The following is a 23,798-nucleotide window of genomic DNA, read 5'->3' on the forward strand; positions in this document are numbered from 1 at the left end:
TATGCCCGGTCGACGTAGCAAGGCGCAGGGTCACAGCCTTCGGCAAGGAGTCGTATCTTGCCGAGCATAGACGCCCTCGCCGATCGCCTGTCGACCTACCTCGGCACTGACCAGGTCAATCTGGTCCGCCGAGCGTACTTCTACGCCGAACAAGCCCACGACGGTCAACGCCGTCGCAGCGGCGAGCCTTACGTCACGCACCCGCTGGCGGTGGCCAATATCCTTGCCGACATGCACATGGACCATCAGAGCCTGATGGCCGCGATGCTGCATGACGTGATCGAAGACACCGGCATTGCCAAAGAGGCGCTCTGTGCGCAGTTCGGCGAAACCGTGGCCGAACTGGTCGACGGGGTCAGCAAACTGACCCAGATGAACTTCGAGACCAAGGCCGAAGCGCAAGCCGAAAACTTCCAGAAGATGGCCATGGCCATGGCACGCGACATTCGCGTGATCCTGGTCAAGCTCGCCGACCGCCTGCATAACATGCGCACCCTGGAAGTGCTGTCCGGCGAAAAACGCCGACGCATCGCCAAGGAAACCCTCGAAATCTACGCCCCCATCGCCAATCGCCTTGGCATGCACAGCGTGCGTATCGAATTCGAAGACCTGGGTTTCAAGGCCATGTACCCCATGCGCTCCTCGCGCATCGGCCAGGCGGTCAAACGCGCGCGCGGCAACCGCAAGGAACTGGTCAACAAGATCGAAGAATCGCTGGCCCACTGCCTGGCGGTCGACGGCATCGAAGGTGAAGTCAGCGGACGGCAGAAGCACCTCTACGGCATCTATAAAAAGATGCGCGGCAAACGCCGGGCCTTCAACGAGATCATGGACGTCTACGCATTCCGGATCATCGTCGACAAGGTCGACACCTGCTATCGCGTGCTCGGCGCTGTACATAATTTGTACAAACCGCTGCCGGGCCGCTTCAAGGATTACATCGCAATCCCCAAGGCCAACGGCTATCAGTCGTTGCACACCACGCTGTTCGGCATGCACGGCGTGCCCATCGAAATCCAGATTCGCACCCGCGAAATGGAAGAGATGGCCAACAACGGCATCGCCGCGCACTGGCTGTACAAATCTTCTGGCGATGAGCAGCCGAAAAGCACCCACGCTCGCGCCCGTCAGTGGGTCAAGGGCGTGCTGGAAATGCAGCAACGCGCCGGCAATTCGCTGGAATTCATCGAAAGCGTAAAGATCGACCTGTTCCCGGACGAGGTTTACGTGTTCACGCCCAAAGGCCGAATCATGGAGCTGCCCAAAGGCTCCACTGCGGTCGACTTCGCCTATGCGGTGCACACCGACGTGGGCAACAGTTGCATTGCCTGTCGGATCAATCGTCGCCTGGCGCCGCTGTCCGAGCCACTGCAAAGCGGCTCCACGGTTGAAATCGTCAGCGCTCCGGGCGCACGCCCGAACCCTGCTTGGCTCAACTTCGTCGTCACCGGCAAGGCGCGTACGCACATTCGTCACGCCCTCAAGCTGCAGCGCCGTTCCGAGTCCATCAGCCTGGGCGAACGCCTGCTGAACAAGGTGCTGAACGGCTTCGATAGCACGCTGGACAAGATTCCGAACGAGCGCCTGCAACTGATCCTCGCCGAATACCGGGTCGAGGTTATCGAAGACCTCCTCGAAGACATCGGGTTGGGCAATCGGATGGCCTACGTCGTCGCGCGCCGTCTTCTTGCCAGCGAAGGCGAAGAGCTGCCGAACGCCGAAGGGCCGCTGGCAATCCGGGGGACCGAAGGCCTGGTGCTCAGCTACGCCAAATGCTGTACGCCGATTCCGGGCGATCCTATCGTGGGCCATTTGTCTGCGGGCAAAGGCATGGTCGTGCACCTGGACAACTGCCGCAATATCAGTGAAATCCGCCACAACCCGGAAAAATGCATCCAGCTTTCCTGGGCCAAGGACGTCACCGGCGAATTCAATGTCGAGTTGCGCGTCGAGCTGGAACATCAGCGCGGCCTTATCGCCCTGCTGGCCAGCAGCGTCAACGCGGCCGACGGCAACATCGAGAAAATCAGCATGGACGAGCGCGATGGTCGTATCAGCGTGGTCCAACTGGTGGTCAGCGTGCACGACCGCGTGCATCTGGCCCGCGTGATCAAGAAACTGCGCGCCCTGACCGGGGTGATTCGCATCACCCGCATGCGCGCGTAGCCCACTGCCAACAGGAGTTTTTCATGAGCAAGACCGTTATCTCCAGCGACAAAGCCCCTGCCGCTATCGGCACGTATTCTCAGGCGATCAAAGCTGGCAATACCGTCTACATGTCCGGCCAGATTCCTCTGGACCCAAAAACCATGGAGCTGGTCGAAGGTTTCGAAGCCCAGACCGTTCAGGTCTTCGAAAACCTCAAGGCGGTCGCCGAGGCCGCTGGCGGTTCGTTCAAGGATATCGTCAAGCTGAACATCTTCCTGACCGACCTGAGCCATTTCGCCAAGGTCAACGAAATCATGGGCAAATACTTCGAACAGCCTTACCCGGCCCGCGCCGCCATCGGCGTTGCCGCGCTGCCACGTGGCGCCCAGGTTGAGATGGACGCTGTGCTGGTCATCGAGTAAATCCCCCGCGGAGCGTCTCCACGCTCCGCCACCCCCTTAGAACAAAGGAAGGACTCCGCCATGCGTATGCGTGTTGCGTTCGCCCTCTCGCTGTTGGCCGCGCTTCTGAGCGGTTGCGCCAGCCACTCCAACAAAACCCCTGACGGTGTCTGGATCAACCAGGCGGCCATCGATGCTGCGGCTGAAGGCGGCAATCTGCGCCAGTCGTTGCTGGCGTATGGCCCGACGCTGGAGTGGAACATCAACACCGCAGCCGGTCAGGCGACGTCCTATAACGGCTTCGAACTGACCGAAGGCAAGATCGCCAAGGACCCCAACGGGGCGTGGAAAGTGAATGTCTACGGCAGTGCGTCGGATGAGCTGAAGCTCAAAAGCGACGAGCTGGTGCAAAGCGCCAGTGACTCGGGCCCCGAGCAGCATTTCCGCATGCCCAAAGAGCCCGCCCAGGCCGGTGCACAACCGGGCAGCAGCTTCGAACGTGCGCTCTACACGGCGTATCTGGGCGGTAAATGGACCATCACCAGCGGCGACGGCCAGGGTAGCGTGGTCGAGTTCGAGCCTGACGGCAGCGTAACCGGTCTGCCGGGCAATGATCGTTATGCACTGTGCCTGGCCGGCGATTGCGCGGCCATGAGCGGCGAATACGACAGCATGTGGCTGGAGAAGAACGAGCGCGGCAACCCGTGGGTCTTCGTGCGCCAGGGCAAGCAGCTGGAAATCTTCCAGGCCGTGAACAATGCCCAGGCCACCGAAATGCCAGACCTGCGCCCAGGCGAACGGCGTTGGGTGCTGGAGAAAAACTAGCCTCGATCGCCTTCCTGACTCTGTGGGTTCGTCGGTACTGCGGACCAACCTGTGGGAGCGAATTGATTCGCGAAAAATCGCCCAGCCGATAGGGTTGTATCGTCTGGCCCGGCCAATCGCGAATGAATTCGCTCCCACAGGTATGAGTTCACATAGGTTCCGAGGAGGCTTCTCCCAGCAACATCGCCTCATACCCCTCTTTATAGCTCGCATACTGCGGCGCCCAGCCCAGCGCCTTCGCCCGGGCATTGCTGCAACGCTTGCTTCCCGCACGGCGAACGCTGTTCTCGTCCGACCACTGCGTAACGCCCAGTCGCTGCCGCATCCAGTCCACAACCTCGGCCAGCGGTGCCGGTGCGTCGTCAACACCGATATAACACTCGTCCAGCGCCACACCCCGCGCATCGGCCTGCAGCAGAAATGCCAGCAGCCCTGCGGCATCGTCGGCATGAATCCGGTTGCCATATAAAGGAGGTTCGACCGCCACGCTGTAGCCCTGACGGACGCGATTCATCAGGTCGCTGCGCCCGGGCCCGTAAATCCCGGTCAGCCGAACGACGCTGGCAGGCCATCCGCTGTGCAGCGCGACGTGTTCGGCCTCACGCATGATCTGCCCGGAAAACCCGCTGCCCTCAGCGGGCGACGTCTCATCGACCCACTCGCCCTCCTGCTGGCCATACACGCTGCTGCTGGAGACGAACAGAATCCGCTTGGGCTGCTGTCCGCTGCGCTCGACCCAATCCAGCACATGACGCAACCCCTGCACATAGGCCGCGCGATAACCCGCTTCGTCGCGAGAGCTCGGCGTTGCGCAGTACACCAGATAATCGACGCGCCCTTCAGGCCACTGATCCGGCATCCGCGCGTCGAACAGATCGCCGCTGACTCCGCGTACTCCCCGGGGCAGCTTCGCGACATGCCTGCGCAGACCGTAGACCGGCCATCCCTGAGGTAATAATTGCAGGGCCAGTCGCCCGCCAATATCGCCACATCCTGCAATCAAAACGGATGGCGTTGTCATGACCAGTCTCCACATAAAAAATAGGTTTGAACCAATGAAATCGGGGTAGCAGGCGACCATCGGGACGCATTTGTGTTAAAAAAAGATACTCTATTACTTTTGTTAACAAGAATTACTTGCAATAATGTCGGCCCTTTGTTCTTCTCCGCTCGCCTCGCGCCAGCGTGACGCTTCAAGAACGAAACACCTTTTTCATATCAGGTCGGGCCAGCATGACACGTACTCCATCCCCCGCTTCGTCAATCACCTCTTCGGGTCTGCCACGTGCAGGGCGCGCGCTTGCAGCGGTGCTGTTCAGCCTGATGCTGGCTCCTGTCGCACTCGCCGATTCCACTGCCCCTGCGCAAGCGGTGCAATCCGCAGCCCCTGCGGCCAATCCGGTTGACACCACTGCAGCTCCGGCCGTTCAGGACCCTGCTGCACCGACCGAGTCGATGGAAGCCGCTGCTGAAGACAACAGCCTGGGCATGTCTCACGATTTGTCGCCATGGGGCATGTACAAGAACGCCGACATCGTCGTCAAAGCTGTAATGATCGGCCTGGCCATCGCCTCGATCATCACCTGGACCATCTGGATCGCCAAAGGCTTCGAGCTGCTGGGCGCCAAGCGTCGCCTGAAAGGCGAGATTGCCGCCCTCAAGCGCGCGCGTACTCTGGACGAAGCCAGCGCCGGTGCCAAGAAAGAAGGCACCCTGACCAACCTGCTGGTCCACGACGCCCTCGAAGAAATGCACCTGTCGGTCAACAGCCGCGAGCGTGAAGGCATCAAGGAGCGTGTCAGCTTCCGCCTTGAGCGCTTGGTTGCAGCCTGTGGCCGCAACATGAGCATGGGCACCGGCGTACTCGCCACCATCGGTTCCACCGCGCCTTTCGTGGGTCTGTTCGGCACCGTGTGGGGCATCATGAACAGCTTCATCGGCATCGCCAAGACCCAGACCACCAACCTCGCTGTCGTCGCCCCCGGCATCGCCGAAGCGCTGCTGGCAACGGCGCTGGGCCTGGTTGCGGCCATCCCCGCGGTGGTCATCTACAACGTCTTCGCGCGCTCCATCGCGGGCTACAAGGCGCAGGTCTCCGACGCATCCGCACAGGTTCTGTTGCTGGTCAGCCGCGATCTGGATCACCAGCCCGCCGCCGACCGCGCTCAGCAGCCGCACATGGTAAAAATGGGGTAAACCATGGGCCTGCATCTTAACGAAGGTGGCGACGATCTCGCCGAGAACCACGAAATCAACGTGACGCCGTTCATCGACGTCATGCTGGTGCTGTTGATCATCTTCATGGTGGCGGCGCCTCTGGCGACGGTGGACATCAAAGTCGACCTGCCTGCCTCCACGGCCAAACCTGCGCCTCGACCCGAGAAGCCTGTGTTCCTGAGCGTCAAGGCCGACCAGAGCCTGTACCTGGGGGACGAAAAGGTCGCTCGCGAACAGATCGGTCCGGTGCTGGACGCCAAGACCAAGGGCAAGAAAGACACGACGATCTTCTTCCAGGCCGACAAAGGCGTGGATTACGGCGACCTGATGGAGGTGATGAATCTCCTGCGCGGTGCCGGCTACCTGAAAGTCGGCCTGGTGGGTCTTGAGACGGTTGGTAAGAAATGATCAATACGCGCCAAAAACTGACGCGCTATAGCGGTAGTCTGTTGTTGGTGCTGGCGGTCCATGCCGTGGCGATTGTCGTTGCGCTGCACTGGTCCGCCCCGCAGGCCATCGAGCTGCCACCGGCCGCGATGATGATCGAGCTGGCGCCTGTTCCCGAGCCCGCTCCGCCGCCACCGCCGAAAGTCGTTCAACCGCCGCAGCCCCCTGCGCCGGAAGAGCAACTGCCGATTCCGCCTATCGCCGAAGCGCCAAAACCGGAAATCGCGATTCCGAAACCCGTCAAGCCAAAGCCCAAGCCGCAGCCGCCAAAACCGGTTAAAAAGGTCGAGCCGCCGAAGGAAGAGAAGCCTGCCGATGAAAAACCGGTAGACACTCCTCCGTCGAACGCCAAGCCGGAAAAATCGGCCGCACCTGAACAGGCTCCGCCAGCGCCACCGAGCACCGCACTGCCAAGCTGGCAGGGTGATCTGCTGCGTCACCTGAGCAAGTACAAGAAGTACCCGGAAGACGCGCGTCGTCGCGGCATGCAGGGCATCAACCGCCTGCGCTTTGTCGTCGATGGTGAAGGTCGCGTGCTGTCGTACGAAATCGCAGGGGGTTCGGGCAGCGCGGCACTGGATCGGGCCACGCTGGAAATGATTCGTCGTGCCCAGCCACTGCCCAAGCCACCGGCCGAATTGCTCAACAATGGCACGCTGGAAGTCGTTGCGCCCTTCGTTTATTCCCTGGATAAACGTTGAAACGTTGATTTTGCAAAGACAGAGGGCTTGATAACGTGCGTCTATCGATTGCACCCGCTATGCTGGGGCCGCAACTTCATGGACGCACGCTATGACCCTCACAGAATTGCGCTATATCGTAACCCTCGCTCAAGAGCAGCATTTCGGCCATGCGGCCGAGCGCTGCCATGTCAGCCAGCCGACCCTGTCGGTGGGCGTGAAGAAGCTGGAAGATGAACTCGGTGTGCTGATTTTCGAGCGCAGCAAGAGTGCGGTACGTCTTACGCCGGTCGGCGAGGGCATCGTGGCTCAGGCGCAGAAAGTGCTTGAGCAAGCTCAAGGCATTCGTGAACTCGCCCAGACCGGCAAGAACCAACTGACCGCACCACTCAAAGTCGGCGCGATCTACACCGTTGGCCCTTACCTGTTCCCCCACCTGATCCCGCAACTGCATCGGGTCGCCCCGCAAATGCCGTTGTACATCGAAGAGAACTTCACCCACGTGCTGCGCGACAAGCTGCGCAACGGTGAGCTTGACGCCATCATTATCGCTCTGCCGTTCAACGAAGCCGACGTCCTGACCATGTCACTGTACGACGAGCCGTTCTACGTATTGATGCCGGCTGACCATCCGTGGACGCAGAAGAGCACCATCGATGCCTCGGCGCTGAACGACAAGAGCCTGCTGCTGCTGGGCGAAGGCCACTGCTTCCGCGATCAGGTCCTGGAAGCCTGCCCGACCCTGGTCAAGGGCGGCGACAGCGCCAAGCACACTACGGTCGAATCCAGTTCGCTGGAAACCATTCGCCATATGGTCGCATCGGGCCTCGGGGTTTCGATCCTGCCGATGTCGGCGGTCGACAGCCACCACTATGCCCCCGGCGTGATAGAGGTCCGACCGCTATCGCCACCAGTGCCTTTCCGCACCGTGGCCATCGCCTGGCGCGCCAGCTTCCCGCGACCTAAAGCCATCGAAATCCTCGCCGACTCGATCCGTCTGTGTTCCGTCGCCCGCCCTAAAGCCCAGGCTCAAGCGAGTTAAGTGGCGGTATGACGGAGCTGTCCCACGTCTCGGTCACGGCGCTCAAGGGCGTCGGCGAGGCCATGGCGGAAAAGCTGGCGAAGGTCGGCCTGGAGAATATTCAGGACGTCCTCTTTCACCTGCCTTTGCGTTATCAGGATCGCACCCGCGTAGTGCCCATCGGCGCGCTGCGGCCCGGCCAAGACGCAGTGATCGAAGGCGTCGTCAGCGGCGCCGACGTGGTGATGGGCAAGCGTCGCAGCCTGTTGGTGCGGCTCGGCGACGGCACTGGCGTGCTGAGCCTGCGCTTCTATCACTTCAGCAATGCGCAGAAGGACGGCCTCAAGCGCGGCACCCATGTGCGCTGCTACGGCGAAGCGCGGCCAGGCGCATCGGGGCTGGAGATCTATCATCCGGAGTATCGCTCGATCACCGGCGAAGAACACATCGCGGTGGAGCAGACGCTGACGCCGATCTACCCGACCACCGAAGGCCTGACCCAGCAGCGTTTGCGCCAGCTGTGCCAGCAAAGCCTCGGCATGCTCGGCCCCCGAAGCCTGCCGGACTGGCTGCCCGAAGAGCTGGCGCGGGATTACCAGCTGGCCCCCCTGGCCGACGCCATTCAATACCTGCATCACCCGCCTGCTGACGCTGATGTCGAAGAGCTTGCGCTAGGCCATCACTGGGCACAGCATCGGCTGGCCTTTGAAGAGCTGCTGACCCATCAGCTGTCACAGCAACGTCTGCGTGAAAGCCTGCGCTCCCAGCGCGCGCCTGCCTTGCCACTCGCCAAACGGCTGCCCAAGCAGTTCCTGGCCAATCTGGGCTTCCCGCCGACAGGCGCGCAACAGCGCGTCGGCAAGGAAATCGCCTACGACCTCAGTCAGCAAGAGCCCATGCTTCGGTTGATTCAGGGCGATGTGGGCGCAGGCAAGACCGTGGTTGCCGCCCTCGCCGCTTTGCAGGCCCTTGAGGCCGGTTATCAAGTCGCGCTGATGGCGCCCACCGAGATCCTCGCCGAGCAGCATTACATCAACTTCACCCGCTGGCTGGAGCCGTTGGGCATCGAGACCGCGTGGCTGGCAGGCAAGCTCAAGGGCAAGGCCCGGGCGGCCTCTCTGGAGCAGATCGCCAACGGCACGCCAATGGTGGTCGGCACTCACGCGCTGTTTCAGGATGAGGTGCAGTTCAAGAACCTCGCCCTGGTGATCATCGACGAGCAGCACCGCTTCGGCGTTCAGCAACGTCTGGCCCTGCGCAGGAAAGGCGTCGGCGGCCTGATGTGCCCGCATCAGCTGATCATGACTGCCACGCCCATTCCGCGAACACTGGCGATGAGCGCCTACGCGGACCTCGACACGTCGATTCTCGACGAGCTGCCGCCGGGCCGAACCCCGGTCAACACCGTGCTGGTCGCCGACAGCCGCCGCATCGAAGTGGTCGAGCGGGTCCGCAATGCCTGCGCCGAAGGTCGTCAGGCCTATTGGGTGTGCACGCTGATCGAAGAATCCGAAGAGCTTACCTGTCAGGCCGCCGAGACCACGTTCGAGGAACTGACCAGCGCCTTGGGCGAACTCAAGGTCGGGCTGATTCACGGCCGCATGAAGCCTGCGGAAAAAGCGGCGGTCATGGCCGAATTCAAGCAAGGCCATCTGCAACTGTTGGTGGCCACGACCGTCATCGAAGTCGGTGTGGACGTGCCCAACGCCAGCCTGATGATCATCGAGAACCCCGAACGACTGGGCCTGGCGCAACTGCACCAGCTGCGCGGGCGTGTCGGGCGGGGCAGCGCGGTCAGCCATTGTGTGCTGCTTTACCATCCGCCGCTGTCGCAGATCGGCAAGCAGCGGTTGGGCATCATGCGCGAGACCAACGACGGATTCGTGATCGCCGAGAAAGACCTTGAGCTTCGCGGTCCGGGTGAAATGCTGGGAACCCGACAAACGGGCTTGCTGCAATTCAAGGTTGCCGATCTGATGCGCGACGCGGACCTGCTTCCCGCTGTCAGGGACGCCGCCCAAGCGCTACTGGAACGATGGCCGCAACACGTCAGCCCCTTGCTCGAGCGCTGGTTGCGCCACGGGCAACAGTACGGGCAAGTGTGAAGTGGTCAGCATTAAGAACGTGTCTCACCTATAGAACAACTAAGCTGGTTATACTTCGGTAATTGTAGGAATCTGGATACAGGCCATGACAGAAGTTGCCCAAATCGACGCAACCCAACACGCCCCGTCTGTCATCCGGCAGTTGCTTGGCAAAGCCGCCATCAACTACCGCGAAGTCATGGACGACGAAACGCTCCCCACCGGGCAAAAGGTGCAGGCCATTCTGGTCCACGACACAGTGGGCGCGTTGCTGATCCTGTTTCCGCAAAATCAATTGCTGGACCTCAACCGCATCACCGAGTTGACCGGCCGCAAGCTGACTGCCGTGTCTCAAGATCATCTGGACCAGATGCTTGAGAAGAACCAACTGCGCAGCTTGCCTGCCCTTCCGGCCCTGACCAGTTCGCCATGCCTGTACGACGAGCGCCTCCTGCAGGAGCCGTCGGTACTGATCGAGTCGGGTGAACCAGGCCTGCTGCTGGAAATCAGCAGCGAAGATTTCAAGACCCTTCTGAGCAAGGCCAGCGCTGCGACGTTCGGCCAACTGGTCGCGGCTGTCACGCCGAACCTCAAGCGCCCGGACGATGACCGCGAAGAAATCACCAAGGCCGTGCAGAACTTCACCGCACGGCGCATCCAGCAACGTCTGGAAGCGACCGTAGAGATCCCGCCGCTGGCCGACACCGCGCAAAAGATCATCAAGCTGCGGGTCGACCCGGACGCCACCATCGACGACATCACCGGCGTAGTCGAAACCGACCCTGCGCTGGCCGCACAAGTGGTCAGTTGGGCGGCATCGCCTTATTACGGCTCGGCGGGCAAGATTCGCTCGGTCGAAGACGCCATCGTCCGTGTGCTTGGCTTCGATCTGGTGATCAACCTGGCGCTGGGCTTGGCACTGGGCAAGACCCTGGAGCTGCCGAAGGATCACCCGCAGCACGCCACGCCTTACTGGCAGCAGTCGATCTACACCGCTGCCGTCATTGAGGGCCTGACCCGCGCCATGCCGCGCGCCGAGCGCCCGGAAAGCGGCCTGACGTACCTGGCCGGTCTGCTGCACAACTTCGGCTATCTGCTGCTGGCCCACGTGTTCCCGCCGCACTTCTCGCTGATCTGCCGTCAGATCGAGGTCAACCCGCACCTGCACCACAGCTTCGTGGAACAGCACCTGCTGGGCATCACTCGCGAGCAGATCGGTGCCTGGCTGATGCGCAACTGGGACATGCCGGACGAGCTGTCCACGGCGCTGCGCTTCCAGCACGACCCGCACTACGACGGCGAACACCACAAATACGCCAACCTGGTATGCCTGGCCGTACGCCTGCTGCGCAAAGAAGGCATCGGCTCGGGCCCAATGGAAAGCATTCCAGAAGAGCTGTTCAAGCGTCTGCAACTGCCGCGCGAGAAAGCTGAAGACGTGGTGCAGAAGGTGCTCGAAGCCGAAGTGCTGCTGCGCGAGCTGGCTTCGCAGTTTCATTGATCGATAACCCTGCAGAGATCTCGCATTCAACGGGATCCCTGTAGGAGCAATCGGCGTTTGAACCGTCACTTTGCGTTTTTAGACTTCTTCCTCGGCTTCAAATACTTTGTCAGCCCCTGAAACCACATGACCAGGCCTGTATTCCCGGTAACCTGGATGTTCTTGTCCTGAATTCCCTGCATGAACGCCAGTTGCTTGTTCTTCGCCTGCATCGTCGCGAAGCCATAAGCCGCATCCCGAAATGAAATCGCAAAAGCAGGCGCAGCCACCGCCCCACTTCGGCTGCTGACCCGCTGATCGCGCACGACAAAATGCCGAGCGACCTTGCCGTCAGTGGTCTGCAGCTGAAAGGTCAGGCTTTTACCCGCCAGTTGTTGCTGGAACGCTGGATTGTTGCGACTGGCGCGAGCCATCAGCAGGCCCAACATCCACAGTAGAAAACGAAACTTCATGTTCAGGGCCTCTCCCGTTCCGATGCGAAATGCGCATCCAGCGGCAGTGTAGCGAGCTTCACGATGAGGCGAACGAGCAGAACTCACCGGTCGCAAAGTGGCGAAATAGGCAGCCCTCAACAAATCGCAGGCAATAAAAATGGGCATCCCGCTTTCGGGTATGCCCATCGGTGCGCCGTTCGCCTTCCGCAAGACGTCCAGCGTAGTTATTACGGGTTGACGCTGTCTTTCAGGAACTTGCCAGCCTTGAAGGCAACCGTGTTGCTGGCCTTGATTTTCACAGGCTCGCCGGTCTGTGGGTTTTTGCCCGTGCGTGCGCCGCGATGACGTTGCAGGAAGGTGCCGAAACCGACGAGGGTCACGCTGTCCTTTTTGTGCAAGGCGTTGGTGATTTCCTCCAGGACAGCGTTGAGGACGCGGTTGGCTTGTTCTTTGGTGAGATCTGCTTTTTCAGCAATAGCGGCTGCGAGTTCTGGTTTACGCATATGAAGCCTCTTTTACGGTTTTTTGTTTTTATGTCCCGTGCAGCCCTCGTGGGGCTGCGGGCAGGTGCCGCGACGGCTCTACGTAGCGGCAGACCGGAATGAGGATGGCATGCCGCACCCTCGTGCGCCAGTGCAGCAGCGACGTTTGTACCCTGAAAAACGTGGCTTATCCGACAGAACGACAAGTATTTACGCCAACAGGGGCGGCAACACCTTATTGAGTGCCAGTTTGTCCATGACCGCCGCACCGGTGAGGGCGTAGCCCAGCAGGTTTCCGTCTGCATCGCGGCACAGCGCCTTGATGTCGGCGCCCTGCCCTTCAACGCTCCAGACCCCTTCCAGACCTTTGGGCACCGGCGAGACCACCAGCGGGCAGACCGGAGTTTTTACGGTCACCGGCATTGGCCCGTATTTCACCGCTGTCGGTATGCCGGCCAGGGTTTGCGCGAGCGCCCGGGCGCAGCTCATCAAAGGCATGACGTACAGCAGGTTGAGGCCATCGACCTCGGCGCAGTCGCCCAGCGCGTAAATATTGGCGTGAGAGGTCTTCAAATGGCGATCGACCACCACGCCACGGCCCGTCTCGAGGCCGGCGGCGGCCGCCAGATCGACCCGTGGACGCAGGCCGATGGCAGAGACCACCAGATCGCAATGCAACACTTCGCCATCGGACAGATGCGCTTGCAAACCCTCGTCAGTTCGCGAAAGTCGGGTCAACACCGGCCCCAGATGAAAGCGTGCGCCCAGGCTTTCCAACCCGGCCTGAACCGCTGTCGCCGCCGCAGGGTGCAGCAAGGTCGGCATGACCTGCTCGCATGGCGCGACGAGATCAACCTCGTAGCCTCCCAGAATCAGGTCGTTGGCAAACTCGCAGCCGATCAGGCCGACGCCCAGAATCAGGACCCGACGCTTGCCCGCCGCAGCGGCACGAAAGCGCGCGTAGTCTTCCAGATCGTTGATCGGGAAGATCGCATCGGCTGCATCGCCGTCCACCGGCACTCGCACGGTTTCGGCGCCCCAAGCCAGAACCAGGTCGCGATAGTGGACGGACTCTTCGCCAATCCACAAACGCTTGTGGCCCGGATCGATGCCGCTGACGCGCGTGTGCGTGCGCACCTCGGCGTTCAGCTGTTCGGCCATCGCGCCGGGCTCGGCCATGCTCAGGCCGTCGGCTTCCTTGTTTTTGCCAAAGCCGGTGGAGAGCATGGGTTTGGAGTAGGAACGGCCGTCATCGGCAGTGATCAGCAACAGCGGCGTTTCGCTATCGAGCTTGCGAAATTCGCGGGCCAAGTTGTAGCCCGCAAGGCCAGTACCGATGATCACCACAGGTGCGTTCATTCATGTCTCCAAGTCAGTCAGGGAAAGGTGTATCAGGCGATTTCGATCATCTCGAAATCCATTTTGCCGACGCCGCAGTCAGGGCACAGCCAGTCTTCAGGCACGTCTTCCCAGCGGGTGCCCGGTGCAATGCCGTCATCCGGCCAACCATCGGCTTCGTTGTAAATCAGGCCACAGACAATGCATTGCCACTTTTTCATCGGTCGGTTCTCTCGGTTCTCAGGCTATACGTGCCCAGACGCTCGGCTGTTGTCGCGCGCTTTTTTCGAATGGGTCAGGGCGTTTTACTGATCCAAGGCTCATGACGCAAGTTTCATCGACGCGGATGGGCGGGTCCGGTCGTCGGCCACAATCGTCAATCATGCTAAGCTCGCCGCCTCGATTGCTGCCAATAATTGTTCACTGTGATCCAGCAAAATCCTGCATGTCCGTCCCCCCAATGGCTGTTGCGCGATCAACTGATTGACGCCCCCGAGCCTGTGGTTCTTGAGTGGCTGTTCCACGAAGATTCCCTGACGCGCCGCCTCAGCCGGCTTTCCCGTGATGGCTTCAGCGTCACGCCGCTGTTCGAGGGCTGGCAACGCCTGCGCGCCGACGAGTGCGCTGCGCTGCACCTGCCCGAAGGCAGCGAAGGCTGGGTGCGCGAGGTGTATTTGCGGGGTCATGGCGAGAAGTGGGTATTTGCCCGCAGCGTCGCCGGACGTGCCGCGCTTGAGCACGACGGCCTGCACATGGACGAGCTCGGCACACGCTCGCTGGGCGAGTTGCTGTTCAGCGACCACGCCTTCGCTCGCGGGCCGCTGCAGATCTGCCAATACCCTGCGCCGTGGCTGCCCGAGGCCGACACGACGCCCGAACTGTGGGGCCGTCGCTCGTGCTTCAGCCGGGGGCCGTTGAGCATTCTGGTAGCCGAAGTGTTTTTGCCAACGGTCTGGCGCGCCATCGATCAGGCTGTCGATTTCCATAAGGAGCGCCACTGATGTACCTGTCGCTGCTCAAATCCCTCAACCGCCTGCACCCGCGCGCCTGGGATTTCATTCAACTGATGCGCATCGACAAGCCTATCGGCATTTATCTGCTGCTGTGGCCGACGCTGTGGGCGCTGTGGATCGCGGGCAAAGGCTCGCCGTCGCTGGGCAATGTGCTGATCTTCGTGATCGGTGTGTTTCTGATGCGCGCGGCGGGCTGCGTGATCAACGACTTCGCCGACAGAAAGGTCGACGGTCACGTCAAACGCACCGAACAACGCCCGCTGGCCAGCGGCAAGATCACCTCAAAGGAGGCGCTGGTGCTGTTTGCCGTGCTGGTGGCGCTAAGCTTCGGGCTGGTCTTGCTGACCAATGCAACGACCATCTGGCTGTCGTTCGGCGGCCTCGCCCTGGCGGCGACTTACCCGTTCATGAAGCGTTACACCTATTACCCGCAAGTGGTGCTGGGCGCGGCGTTCTCGTGGGGCATGCCGATGGCTTTTACCGCGCAGACCGGCGATCTGCCTGCTGCCGCGTGGCTGCTGTACATCGCCAACCTGCTGTGGACCGTGGGCTACGACACCTATTACGCGATCACCGACCGCGAGGACGACCTGAAGATCGGCGTGAAATCCACCGCTGTGCTGTTCGGCGATGCCGACCGGGTGATCATTGCGACGCTGCAGGGCCTGGCGCTGTTCTGCCTGATGCTGGCTGGATCGCGCTTCGAGCTGGGGCTGTATTTCTTCCTAGGCTTGCTGGTAGCGGCTGGCTGCTTCGCCTGGGAGTTCTGGTCGACACGAGACAGAGACCCGCAAGCCTGCTTCAAGGCATTTCTGCACAACCATTGGGCAGGCCTTGCGATATTCGTGGGGATCGTCGTGGATTACGCGATGCGCTGACCCGACAGGGCCAGCGCAGGTTGGAGCGTCATATCAACAGGCGTCAGATCAAGGCTTGGCGACGTGCCAGACATCGCCCTTGCCATCGCCGGTCTTGTCACCAGCGGCCTTGTCGTTCTTGAAGGTGTACAGCGGCTTGCCTTTATAGACCCACTGCGAGGCACCGTCGTCGCGCTTGATGATGGTCCAGTCACCTTCGGCCTTGTCGCTGGCGTCGGCCACCAGCGGCGGCCAGTTGGTCGCGCACTGGTCGTTGCACACGGACTTGCCGGCTGAGGTGTCCTTGTCGAAGGTGTAGAGGGTCATGCCCTTGTGATCTGTCAGCACGCCACCGGTGGTCATTGCCGGCGCGGCAGCAAAGGCCAGCCCCGACGATGCCAGCGCGGCCGCCGCCAAGAGCCCCATTAATGCAGTAGAAAATTTAGCCATAAGATAAAGCCCCATCTTGTAGTGGTTGTTTGGACAATCCTTGTAGGACAGTTCGACAAGCATAACGCCTGGACGTGCGTTTCGCCTGCCCCAAACTAACCTGTCACACGACTGCAATAATTCCGTTATCTAATGCGCCCCAAGACAGTTAAATGACATGAGGTTCGAGGCATGGTTGGCAGGAGCATTCTGATCGTCGACGACGAAGCGCCGATTCGCGAGATGATCGCCGTCGCACTGGAAATGGCCGGCTATGACTGCATGGAGGCAGAGAACTCTCAGCAAGCCCACGCGGTGATTGTCGATCGCAAACCCGATTTGATCCTGCTCGACTGGATGCTGCCAGGCACGTCCGGTATCGAGCTGGCGCGCCGTCTCAAGCGCGATGAGCTGACCGGCGACATCCCGATCATCATGCTCACGGCCAAAGGCGAAGAGGACAACAAGATCCAGGGTCTTGAAGTCGGCGCCGATGACTACATCACCAAACCGTTTTCCCCTCGCGAACTGGTCGCGCGCCTCAAGGCCGTGCTGCGTCGCGCAGGCCCCAATGACGGCGAGTCGCCTATCGAAGTCGGTGGCCTGCTGCTCGACCCGATCAGCCACCGGGTGACCATCGACGGCAAACCTGCCGAGATGGGCCCGACCGAATACCGCCTGCTGCAATTTTTCATGACTCACCAGGAACGTGCCTACACCCGTGGCCAGTTGCTGGATCAGGTCTGGGGCGGCAACGTTTACGTCGAAGAGCGCACCGTAGACGTGCATATCCGTCGTCTGCGCAAAGCGCTCGGCGATGCGTACGAAAATCTGGTACAAACCGTCCGCGGTACTGGCTACCGATTCTCCACCAAAAGCTGAGACGCTTTTTCGGGGGGACGTCAGCCTTACGCTGAAAGACAAGGACGCGTTAATTGAATCACAACTGGCATGGCACCCTGATCCGCCACTTGCTGCTATTGGTCACGGCTTCGCTGCTGGCCGGGCTCGTCAGCGGGCATTACGGAGGGTGCCTGGCAATCGGCCTGGGTGTTTACCTGGCCTGGACCCTCAAACAGTTGCTGCGCCTGCACGACTGGCTGCGCAATCACAAACCCGATGAGCCGCCGCCCGATGGCTACGGTCTGTGGGGCGACGTTTTCGACAGCATCTATCACTTGCAACGCCGCGATCAGCGCGTGCGCGGTCGCCTGCAAGCGGTGATCGACCGGGTTCAGGAATCCACGGCAGCACTCAGGGACGCCGTGATCATGCTCGACAGCGAGGGCAATCTGGAATGGTGGAACCGCGCTGCCGAAACCCTGCTGGGCCTGAAAACCCCACAGGACAGCGGCCAGCCCGTGACCAACCTGGTGCGTCATCCGCGCTTCAAGGAATACTTCGCGCAGGGCAATTACGTCGAGCCGCTGGAAATCCCCTCGCCGGTCAACGACCGCACGCGCCTTCAGATGCTGATCACCCGCTATGGCAACAACGAGCACTTGATGCTGGTGCGCGATGTCACCCGCCTGTACCAGCTGGAGCAGATGCGCAAAGACTTCGTCGCCAACGTCTCCCATGAACTGCGCACGCCGTTGACGGTGATTTGCGGCTATCTGGAAACGCTGCTCGATAACGTCGAAGAAGTGAACCCGCGCTGGATCCGCGCGTTGCAGCAGATGCAGCAGCAAGGCGGACGCATGCAGACACTGCTCAACGACCTGCTGTTGCTGGCCAAGCTGGAAGCCACCGATTACCCCTCGGACAACCAGCCCATCGCCGTGCCTACGCTGCTGCAAAGCATTGTCAACGATGCGCAGGCGTTGTCCGGCGGCAAGAATCAGCAGATCACCCTGGACATCGAAGACCACGCCAATCTCAAGGGTAGCGAGGCGGAGCTGCGCAGCGCGTTTTCCAACCTGATCTTCAATGCCGTGAAATACACCCCGGCCGAAGGCAAGATCCGGGTTCGCTGGTGGGCCGACAGTCGCGGCGCGCACCTGAGCGTGCAGGACTCCGGCATCGGCATCGACAGCAAGCACATCCCGCGCCTGACCGAACGCTTCTATCGCGTGGACTCCAGTCGCGCCTCCAACACGGGCGGCACAGGGCTTGGCCTTGCGATCGTCAAACATGTGCTGTTGCGCCATCGCGGCGTACTGGAAATCAACAGCGTGCTGGGCAAAGGCAGTGTGTTTATCTGCAACTTCGCACCCGCGCAGATGACCAAGCCCTAGTAATGGCGGTAGATAGCCGCTAAATTGAGCTACTTAGGCCCTCCATTTGTGAGGGCTTATTTCATCCTTTTTCAAAACGGAACCTGCAAAACTCCATCATGGACCCTTCCCCTGGTATCAGCCTGGCTTCAATTTTCGCCGACTTCGGCATGATTCTCTTCGCAATGATTCTGGTCCTGCTCAACGGCTTCTTCGTTGCCGCAGAGTTCGCCATGGTCAAACTGCGCTCGACGCGCGTGGAGGCCATCGCCGAGAAAAACGGCTGGCGCGGCCGCATCCTGCGCACGGTTCACAGCCAACTGGACGCCTACCTGTCGGCCTGCCAGTTGGGCATCACCCTCGCCTCGCTGGGTCTTGGCTGGGTCGGTGAGCCTGCGTTCGCCCACCTGCTGGCGCCACTGCTCGAAGCGGTCGGCGTGGGCTCGCCTGAAGTGATCAAAGGGGTGTCGTTTTTCTCCGCCTTTTTCGTGATTTCGTACCTACACATCGTGGTGGGTGAACTGGCACCCAAATCCTGGGCGATTCGCAAACCCGAGCTGTTGTCGCTGTGGACGGCCGTGCCGCTGTACCTGTTCTACTGGGTCATGTACCCGGCCATTTACCTGCTCAACGCCAGCGCCAACGGCATTTTGCGCATCGCGGGCCAAGGCGAGCCTGGCCCGCATCACGAGCATCATTACAGTCGCGAAGAGCTCAAGCTGATCCTGCACTCCAGCCGTGGCCAGGACCCAAGCGATCAGGGCATGCGCGTACTGGCCTCGGCGGTGGAGATGGGTGAGCTGGAAGTGGTCGACTGGGCCAACTCCCGGGAGGACATGATCACGCTGGACTTCAACGCGCCGCTCAAGGAAATCCTCGCGCTGTTCCGTCGCCACAAATTCAGCCGCTATCCGGTGTACGACGCCGAACGTAACGAGTTTGTCGGCCTGCTGCACATCAAGGATTTGCTGCTGGAGCTGGCGGCGCTGGATCACCTGCCCGAGGCGTTCGACCTGGCCGAGCTAACCCGCCCACTGGAACGCGTGTCCAAGCACATGCCGTTGTCGCGCCTGCTGGAGCAGTTCCGTCAGGGCGGCGCGCACTTTGCGCTGGTCGAAGAAGCCGACGGCAAGGTCATCGGTTACCTGACCATGGAAGACGTGCTGGAAGTCCTGGTGGGCGACATTCAGGACGAACATCGCAAGGCCGAACGCGGCATCCTCGCCTATCAGCCGGGCAAACTGCTGGTACGGGGCGATACGCCGCTGTTCAAGGTCGAACGCCTGCTGGGCATCGATCTGGACCACGTCGAGGCGGAAACCCTCGCAGGCCTGATCTACGACAGCCTCAAGCGTGTGCCTGAGGAAGAGGAAGTGATGGAAGTCGAAGGGCTGCGCATCATCATCAAGAAGATGAAAGGCCCGAAGATCGTGCTGGCGAAGGTGTTGAAGCTGGATTGATTCCGGCGATCAGCAACGGTTTCGACCTGTAGCCGCACGGCTTGCTGGCGGTGGTGTCTTCACCATCGCTGCCGACGGCAAGCCGGAACGCTACAGGTGGCGGTGTACCGAGCATTCCGGTTTGACACATCTCCCCTGTGGGAGCGAATTCATTCGCGAAGCGGCGGTACATCCGCAACAGATGTGCCGGCCGTGCGATTGCATCGCGAATGAATTCGCTCCCGCAGAAGGCCACCGGGCCACCCTCGAATATCAATTCCCGCCAATCGCAAAATTCGGCAGGCTCTGCACCGGCTGGGCGAACTCGTACGGAATTGACTCCAGCGCCAGCCCGACGTTGCGCTGCACCACAAAGTGCAGATGCGGCCCGGTGCTGTTGCCGGTATTGCCTGAACGTCCCAGCGGCGTGCCGACGACCACCCTCTCGCCCTCCCTCACGCTGACCGAACCTTGTTTAAGGTGCAGATAAACGCCCATCGTGCCGTCATCGTGCAGGACTCTCACAAAGTTGCCCGACGGATTCGCGCCTCGTCCCGACTGGCCATTTTCGGTCTTGATCACAGTGCCGCTGCGCGCCGCGATGATCTGCGTGCCTTCCGGCATGGCGATGTCGATTGCGTAGCGGCTCTTGGCGCCGGCGTGGCTGTAGGCGCCGTTGGGGCCTTGGCTGATGCGGAACGGCCCACCGACCCAGGGCAGTGGATAACGATAACCCAGGCTGCTCGTCGCGATGCCACGCTGCGGGTCGCCGACGATGGAGCGCAGGCTCGGTTTGTAGGCCATGGCCTTGCCCAGGGTCTGCGGACTCAGGGCGATCAGGCGTTCGTTGCTGCGGGCGGGAATGGTGCGGCGGATGACCTGATCGGCGACGCCCACGACGTTTTTGACGCCCGAGAGTCTGAGCTCGATCTCTACCGGCGCGTACAGGTCGTTGCGCACGTAGAGGCTGTCGGTGCCCTTGGCTTTCTTGACGTTCAGGCGCACCTGGCTGTCGATGCGCTCGACCATGCGCTCTCGAAGCTTCATCACCTGCGCGCCGGGGACGGGCTGGTCGGTAAACGAAACCACTCCGTTGGCGTCGGTGAATCTGTAGATGGTGACCGCTGCAGCCGACTGCGCAGCCAGCGCCAATACACACACCACCAGCAAACGCTCTAACATCTGGATAGGCCTGGCGTAGGGGACAATGGGGGCCAGCCTAACAGCGATGTCGATAGAACGGGACTTATCCGTATCAATCGGTAATAGACGAAGCGTCAAGGAAATCGCGTCAGGGTCGGGCGCGAAGGGTTTTGCAATTTCTATGCTGGCTTGGAATACAGCCTGTCAGATCGATGCAGGCCTCTGTAGGAGTTTCTGGAGGTTACGACAGTGGCGAATGCGGTGTGTCAGGCAGATCGCATCGCGGCCGTCGTAACCTCCGACTGCTCCTACAGGTATTGCGTGCACCGGACTATCAGCGTCATGCAGGTATGAGCGTTACGCCCCCGGCACAAAGTGCTTCTGCGCCGTACCGCGGGCAATCAGGCGCGACAGGTAGTCGAGCTTTTGGGTGTCCTGGTCGACGAAGCGGAAGGTCAGTTGCAGCCAGTCGCTGTCGGGCTTCTGTTCGAAGGCGGCAATGGCGTGCAGGTAGCCGTTCAGGCGCGCTACTTCGGCGTTTTCGCCCTGTTCCAGATCGAGCACGGCGCTGTCGAGGATCTGCGGCAGGGTTTCGCTGCGGCGTACGATCAGTGAGGCCTCCTTGAGCGTCAGCGCTTTGATCACGCACTGCTGAGTGCCGCTGGGCAGGCGCAGCTGGCCCTGGCCACGGCCGGTCGGCTCAGTCGATGCCGCTGGCTTGGCCATCGGCTTGATCAGCGGCTGATTCGGCGCTGCGGCGGTAGGTGTGGCAGACACGGTTTCCGGGCGATTGCCGGTCAGTGCGCTAAGCGAATCGTTGGCAAACGCCGCATTGGCGCGCGCCGGAGCGCCGCTCATCAAGGCTTCAAGCTTGCCCACCTTGTGCAGCGCCTTTTTGACCTTGGTCAGCAGCTGCTCGTTGGTGAACGGCTTGCCGATGAAATCGGAAACGCCGGCCTGAATCGCCTGAATGACGTTTTCCTTGTCGCCTCGGCTGGTCACCATGATGAACGGCATGGTTTTCAGGGCGTCTTGCTGGCGGCACCAGGTCAACAGTTCGAGCCCGGACATTTCGGGCATTTCCCAATCGCACAGCACCAGGTCGAAGGCTTCCTTGCTCAGCAGGGTCTGAGCCTTGCGACCGTTGACGGCATCCTCCAGGGTGATACCGGGAAAGGCATTACGCAGGCCTTTCTTCACCAGATCGCGGATGAACGGCGCATCATCCACCACCAATACACTGACTTTACTCATCGACGCTCCTGATGGCGTGTTCACCGCAAATGGCGAGCATATCGCTGGCTGGTGGCCATCTGCCAAAATTGTTTGACGACACCGGGACATTTATTCGCGGGTGACTGGAATTAGGCGGCCCAACCAGCGACCGCGGCCCAAAAAAAAGCCCGGCATTCGCCAGGCGTTTTTTCTCAGGCAATCTTACTTATCGTCAGGCGAACCCGGAACATTAGGTATTTCGGCGGACAGACCTTCGACTTCTTCCTGCATGCGTTTGAGGCCCAGATGACGCACGTCGGTACCGCGCACCAGATAGATCACCAGCTCCGAGATATTACGGGCGTGGTCGCCAATACGCTCCAGCGAACGCAGGACCCAGATCACGTTGAGCACGCGGGAGATCGAGCGCGGGTCTTCCATCATGTAGGTCACCAGCTCACGCAGCGCGGTCTTGTACTCGCGGTCGATGGTCTTGTCGTACTTGGCAACCGACAGCGCCAGATCGGCGTCGAAGCGGGCGAAGGAATCCAGTGCGTCACGCACCATCTTGCTGACCTGATCGCTGATGTGGCGCACTTCCACGTAACCACGTGGCGACTCGCCTTCTTCACACAGCTGAATGGCGCGACGGGCAATCTTGGTGGATTCATCACCGATGCGCTCCAGGTCGATCACCGACTTGGAGATGCTGATGATCAGACGCAGGTCGGAGGCCGCAGGCTGCCGACGGGCCAGAATGCGCAGGCACTCTTCGTCGATGTTGCGCTCCATCTGGTTGATGCGGTCGTCGACTTCACGAACCCGCTGGGCCAGGCCCGAGTCAGCCTCGATCAGAGACGTGACCGCGTCATTGACCTGCTTCTCGACAAGCCCCCCCATTTCCAGCAGGTGGCTGCGAACCTCTTCCAGTTCAGCATTGAACTGCTGGGAGATGTGATGTGTATGGCTGTCTTTGATCATGCTGAGTGTCCGTCCGATTGATTGCGCGGTGGTTCAGGGCTGACGAAACACGTGCTAGCCGTAACGACCGGTTATGTAGTCTTCAGTCTGTTTTTTGGTCGGATTGGTGAACAACGTATCGGTGTCACCGAACTCGACCACCTTGCCCATGTACAGAAACGCGGTGTAGTCCGAGACGCGCGCGGCCTGCTGCATGTTGTGGGTAACGATCACAATGGTGTATTTGGATTTCAGTTCGTAGATCAGCTCTTCGACTTTTAACGTCGAAATCGGGTCGAGCGCGGAGCATGGCTCATCGAGCAACAGCACTTCGGGTTCGACGGCGATAGTGCGGGCGATCACCAGGCGTTGCTGCTGACCACCGGAAAGTCCGAGCGCCGACTCATGCAGGCGGTCCTTGACCTCATCCCACAGTGCCGCGCCACGCAACGCCCACTCGACCGCCTCGTCGAGGGGGCGCTTTTTGTTGATGCCCTGAATCCGCAGGCCGTAGACCACGTTCTCGTAAATGGTCTTGGGGAACGGGTTGGGCTTCTGAAACACCATGCCGACCCGGCGTCGCAGCTCGGCGACGTCTTCACCCTTGGTGTAGATGTCATGGCCGTACAGTTTGATCTCGCCCTGCACGCGGCAGCCGTCCACCAGATCGTTCATGCGGTTAAACGTGCGCAGCAAGGTCGACTTGCCACAGCCCGACGGGCCGATAAACGAGGTCACCCGTTGCTTGGGGATTCTCATCTGGATGTCGAACAGCGCCTGTTTGTCGCCGTAAAACAGGTTCAGGCCCGGCACTTCCAGCGCAACGGCTTCGTTGGCGAGGTCCAGGCCCTGGCGCTTGCGACCCAGAGCCGACATGTTGATGCCGTGGGTGTGGGGTTCTTGCATGTCTTACTCCGTTTGTAGCTGCGAGCTGCAAGTTAGGCAAAA

24 protein-coding genes are annotated in these 23,798 nt (G+C 60.8%); 14 read left to right on the forward strand and 10 right to left on the reverse strand.

Translation table 11 applies throughout. From position 1 onward, the window contains the following. Positions 1-57: 57 nt before the first annotated feature. The 3 genes from spoT to AC07V9_RS12220 all read left to right on the forward strand — a co-directional run bounded on the left by spoT (position 58) and on the right by AC07V9_RS12220 (position 3,374). Positions 58-2,166: a bifunctional GTP diphosphokinase/guanosine-3',5'-bis pyrophosphate 3'-pyrophosphohydrolase gene (spoT, locus tag AC07V9_RS12210; protein ID WP_495015966.1), complete on the forward strand. Its 2,109-nt coding sequence runs from the start codon at positions 58-60 to the stop codon at positions 2,164-2,166. A gap of 23 nt (positions 2,167-2,189) precedes the next feature. Then, a complete protein-coding gene (locus tag AC07V9_RS12215) occupies positions 2,190-2,570 on the forward strand; it encodes a RidA family protein (RefSeq protein WP_166594036.1) in 381 nt (126 codons plus the stop codon). 66 nt (positions 2,571-2,636) lie between these two features. After that, positions 2,637-3,374, forward strand: coding sequence for a hypothetical protein (locus AC07V9_RS12220; RefSeq protein WP_495016037.1), 738 nt, complete (start codon positions 2,637-2,639; stop codon positions 3,372-3,374). 148 nt (positions 3,375-3,522) lie between these two features. On the opposite strand, the gene AC07V9_RS12225 is transcribed toward AC07V9_RS12220, so the two are convergent. Beyond that, the gene (locus AC07V9_RS12225; protein ID WP_495015967.1) at positions 3,523-4,395 is read right to left on the reverse strand and encodes an SDR family oxidoreductase; all 873 of its coding nucleotides are present in this window, start codon (positions 4,393-4,395) and stop codon (positions 3,523-3,525) included. Positions 4,396-4,607: 212 nt separating this feature from the next. Between AC07V9_RS12225 and exbB the strand changes: the two genes are divergently transcribed. From exbB to AC07V9_RS12255, 6 genes are all read left to right on the forward strand, one after another. After that, positions 4,608-5,570, forward strand: coding sequence for a tonB-system energizer ExbB (exbB, locus tag AC07V9_RS12230; RefSeq protein WP_495015968.1), 963 nt, complete (start codon positions 4,608-4,610; stop codon positions 5,568-5,570). Between the two features lie 3 nt (positions 5,571-5,573). Next, positions 5,574-5,999: a TonB system transport protein ExbD gene (gene exbD / locus AC07V9_RS12235; RefSeq protein ID WP_108236211.1), complete on the forward strand. Its 426-nt coding sequence runs from the start codon at positions 5,574-5,576 to the stop codon at positions 5,997-5,999. Beyond that, a complete protein-coding gene (locus tag AC07V9_RS12240) occupies positions 5,996-6,739 on the forward strand; it encodes an energy transducer TonB (protein ID WP_495015969.1) in 744 nt (247 codons plus the stop codon). Before exbD ends, AC07V9_RS12240 begins: the two co-directional genes overlap by 4 nt. Before the next feature lie 91 nt (positions 6,740-6,830). After that, the gene (locus tag AC07V9_RS12245) at positions 6,831-7,760 is read left to right on the forward strand and encodes a hydrogen peroxide-inducible genes activator (RefSeq protein ID WP_346833415.1); all 930 of its coding nucleotides are present in this window, start codon (positions 6,831-6,833) and stop codon (positions 7,758-7,760) included. A gap of 8 nt (positions 7,761-7,768) precedes the next feature. Further along, positions 7,769-9,844, forward strand: a complete 2,076-nt coding sequence (gene recG / locus AC07V9_RS12250; protein ID WP_495015970.1) for an ATP-dependent DNA helicase RecG — start codon at positions 7,769-7,771, stop codon at positions 9,842-9,844. A gap of 85 nt (positions 9,845-9,929) precedes the next feature. After that, positions 9,930-11,324, forward strand: coding sequence for an HDOD domain-containing protein (locus AC07V9_RS12255; protein ID WP_495015971.1), 1,395 nt, complete (start codon positions 9,930-9,932; stop codon positions 11,322-11,324). Positions 11,325-11,389: 65 nt separating this feature from the next. On the opposite strand, the gene AC07V9_RS12260 is transcribed toward AC07V9_RS12255, so the two are convergent. The 4 genes from AC07V9_RS12260 to AC07V9_RS12275 form a co-directional block, all read right to left on the reverse strand. Beyond that, positions 11,390-11,776, reverse strand: a complete 387-nt coding sequence (locus AC07V9_RS12260) for an SCP2 sterol-binding domain-containing protein (RefSeq protein WP_495016038.1) — start codon at positions 11,774-11,776, stop codon at positions 11,390-11,392. Between the two features lie 209 nt (positions 11,777-11,985). Then, positions 11,986-12,261 carry an HU family DNA-binding protein gene (locus tag AC07V9_RS12265; protein ID WP_495015972.1) on the reverse strand — a complete coding sequence of 92 codons (276 nt, stop codon included), beginning with the start codon at positions 12,259-12,261 and terminating at the stop codon, positions 11,986-11,988. Between the two features lie 189 nt (positions 12,262-12,450). After that, positions 12,451-13,599 (reverse strand): NAD(P)/FAD-dependent oxidoreductase, encoded by a 1,149-nt coding sequence (locus AC07V9_RS12270; protein ID WP_495015973.1) that lies wholly within the window; start codon positions 13,597-13,599, stop codon positions 12,451-12,453. Positions 13,600-13,631: 32 nt separating this feature from the next. Beyond that, positions 13,632-13,799 (reverse strand): rubredoxin, encoded by a 168-nt coding sequence (locus AC07V9_RS12275; RefSeq protein ID WP_108236219.1) that lies wholly within the window; start codon positions 13,797-13,799, stop codon positions 13,632-13,634. Between the two features lie 204 nt (positions 13,800-14,003). On the opposite strand from AC07V9_RS12275, the gene AC07V9_RS12280 reads away from it, so the two are divergent. Next, positions 14,004-14,579, forward strand: coding sequence for a chorismate--pyruvate lyase family protein (locus tag AC07V9_RS12280; RefSeq protein ID WP_495016039.1), 576 nt, complete (start codon positions 14,004-14,006; stop codon positions 14,577-14,579). Beyond that, positions 14,579-15,469 (forward strand): 4-hydroxybenzoate octaprenyltransferase, encoded by an 891-nt coding sequence (gene ubiA, locus AC07V9_RS12285; RefSeq protein WP_495015974.1) that lies wholly within the window; start codon positions 14,579-14,581, stop codon positions 15,467-15,469. The genes AC07V9_RS12280 and ubiA overlap by 1 nt, the downstream gene beginning before the upstream one ends. Before the next feature lie 48 nt (positions 15,470-15,517). Here ubiA and AC07V9_RS12290 read toward each other — a convergent pair whose 3' ends face one another. Next, positions 15,518-15,898 (reverse strand): COG4315 family predicted lipoprotein, encoded by a 381-nt coding sequence (locus tag AC07V9_RS12290; RefSeq protein ID WP_495015975.1) that lies wholly within the window; start codon positions 15,896-15,898, stop codon positions 15,518-15,520. A 171-nt stretch (positions 15,899-16,069) separates the two neighbouring features. Here AC07V9_RS12290 and phoB point away from each other — a divergent pair, with 171 nt between their 5' ends. The 3 genes from phoB to AC07V9_RS12305 all read left to right on the forward strand — a co-directional run bounded on the left by phoB (position 16,070) and on the right by AC07V9_RS12305 (position 19,553). Beyond that, the gene (gene phoB, locus AC07V9_RS12295) at positions 16,070-16,759 is read left to right on the forward strand and encodes a phosphate regulon transcriptional regulator PhoB (RefSeq protein ID WP_062379821.1); all 690 of its coding nucleotides are present in this window, start codon (positions 16,070-16,072) and stop codon (positions 16,757-16,759) included. 53 nt (positions 16,760-16,812) lie between these two features. Continuing rightward, on the forward strand, positions 16,813-18,114 hold the full coding sequence (phoR, locus tag AC07V9_RS12300) for a phosphate regulon sensor histidine kinase PhoR (protein ID WP_495015976.1): 1,302 nt from the start codon (positions 16,813-16,815) through the stop codon (positions 18,112-18,114). 98 nt (positions 18,115-18,212) lie between these two features. After that, positions 18,213-19,553 carry a hemolysin family protein gene (locus AC07V9_RS12305; protein ID WP_495015977.1) on the forward strand — a complete coding sequence of 447 codons (1,341 nt, stop codon included), beginning with the start codon at positions 18,213-18,215 and terminating at the stop codon, positions 19,551-19,553. A gap of 252 nt (positions 19,554-19,805) precedes the next feature. Here the strand turns inward: AC07V9_RS12305 and AC07V9_RS12310 are convergent, their stop codons facing one another. The 4 genes from AC07V9_RS12310 to pstB form a co-directional block, all read right to left on the reverse strand. After that, positions 19,806-20,714, reverse strand: a complete 909-nt coding sequence (locus AC07V9_RS12310) for a peptidoglycan DD-metalloendopeptidase family protein (protein WP_495015978.1) — start codon at positions 20,712-20,714, stop codon at positions 19,806-19,808. A 318-nt stretch (positions 20,715-21,032) separates the two neighbouring features. Further along, positions 21,033-21,929: a response regulator gene (locus AC07V9_RS12315; RefSeq protein ID WP_495015979.1), complete on the reverse strand. Its 897-nt coding sequence runs from the start codon at positions 21,927-21,929 to the stop codon at positions 21,033-21,035. Positions 21,930-22,112: 183 nt separating this feature from the next. Next, on the reverse strand, positions 22,113-22,871 hold the full coding sequence (phoU, locus tag AC07V9_RS12320) for a phosphate signaling complex protein PhoU (RefSeq protein ID WP_495015980.1): 759 nt from the start codon (positions 22,869-22,871) through the stop codon (positions 22,113-22,115). Positions 22,872-22,925: 54 nt separating this feature from the next. Continuing rightward, positions 22,926-23,756, reverse strand: a complete 831-nt coding sequence (gene pstB, locus AC07V9_RS12325; protein ID WP_495015981.1) for a phosphate ABC transporter ATP-binding protein PstB — start codon at positions 23,754-23,756, stop codon at positions 22,926-22,928. Positions 23,757-23,798 lie beyond the last annotated feature (42 nt).

The sequence above is a fragment of the Pseudomonas sp. GW821-FHT02A11 genome (genome assembly GCF_059421985.1).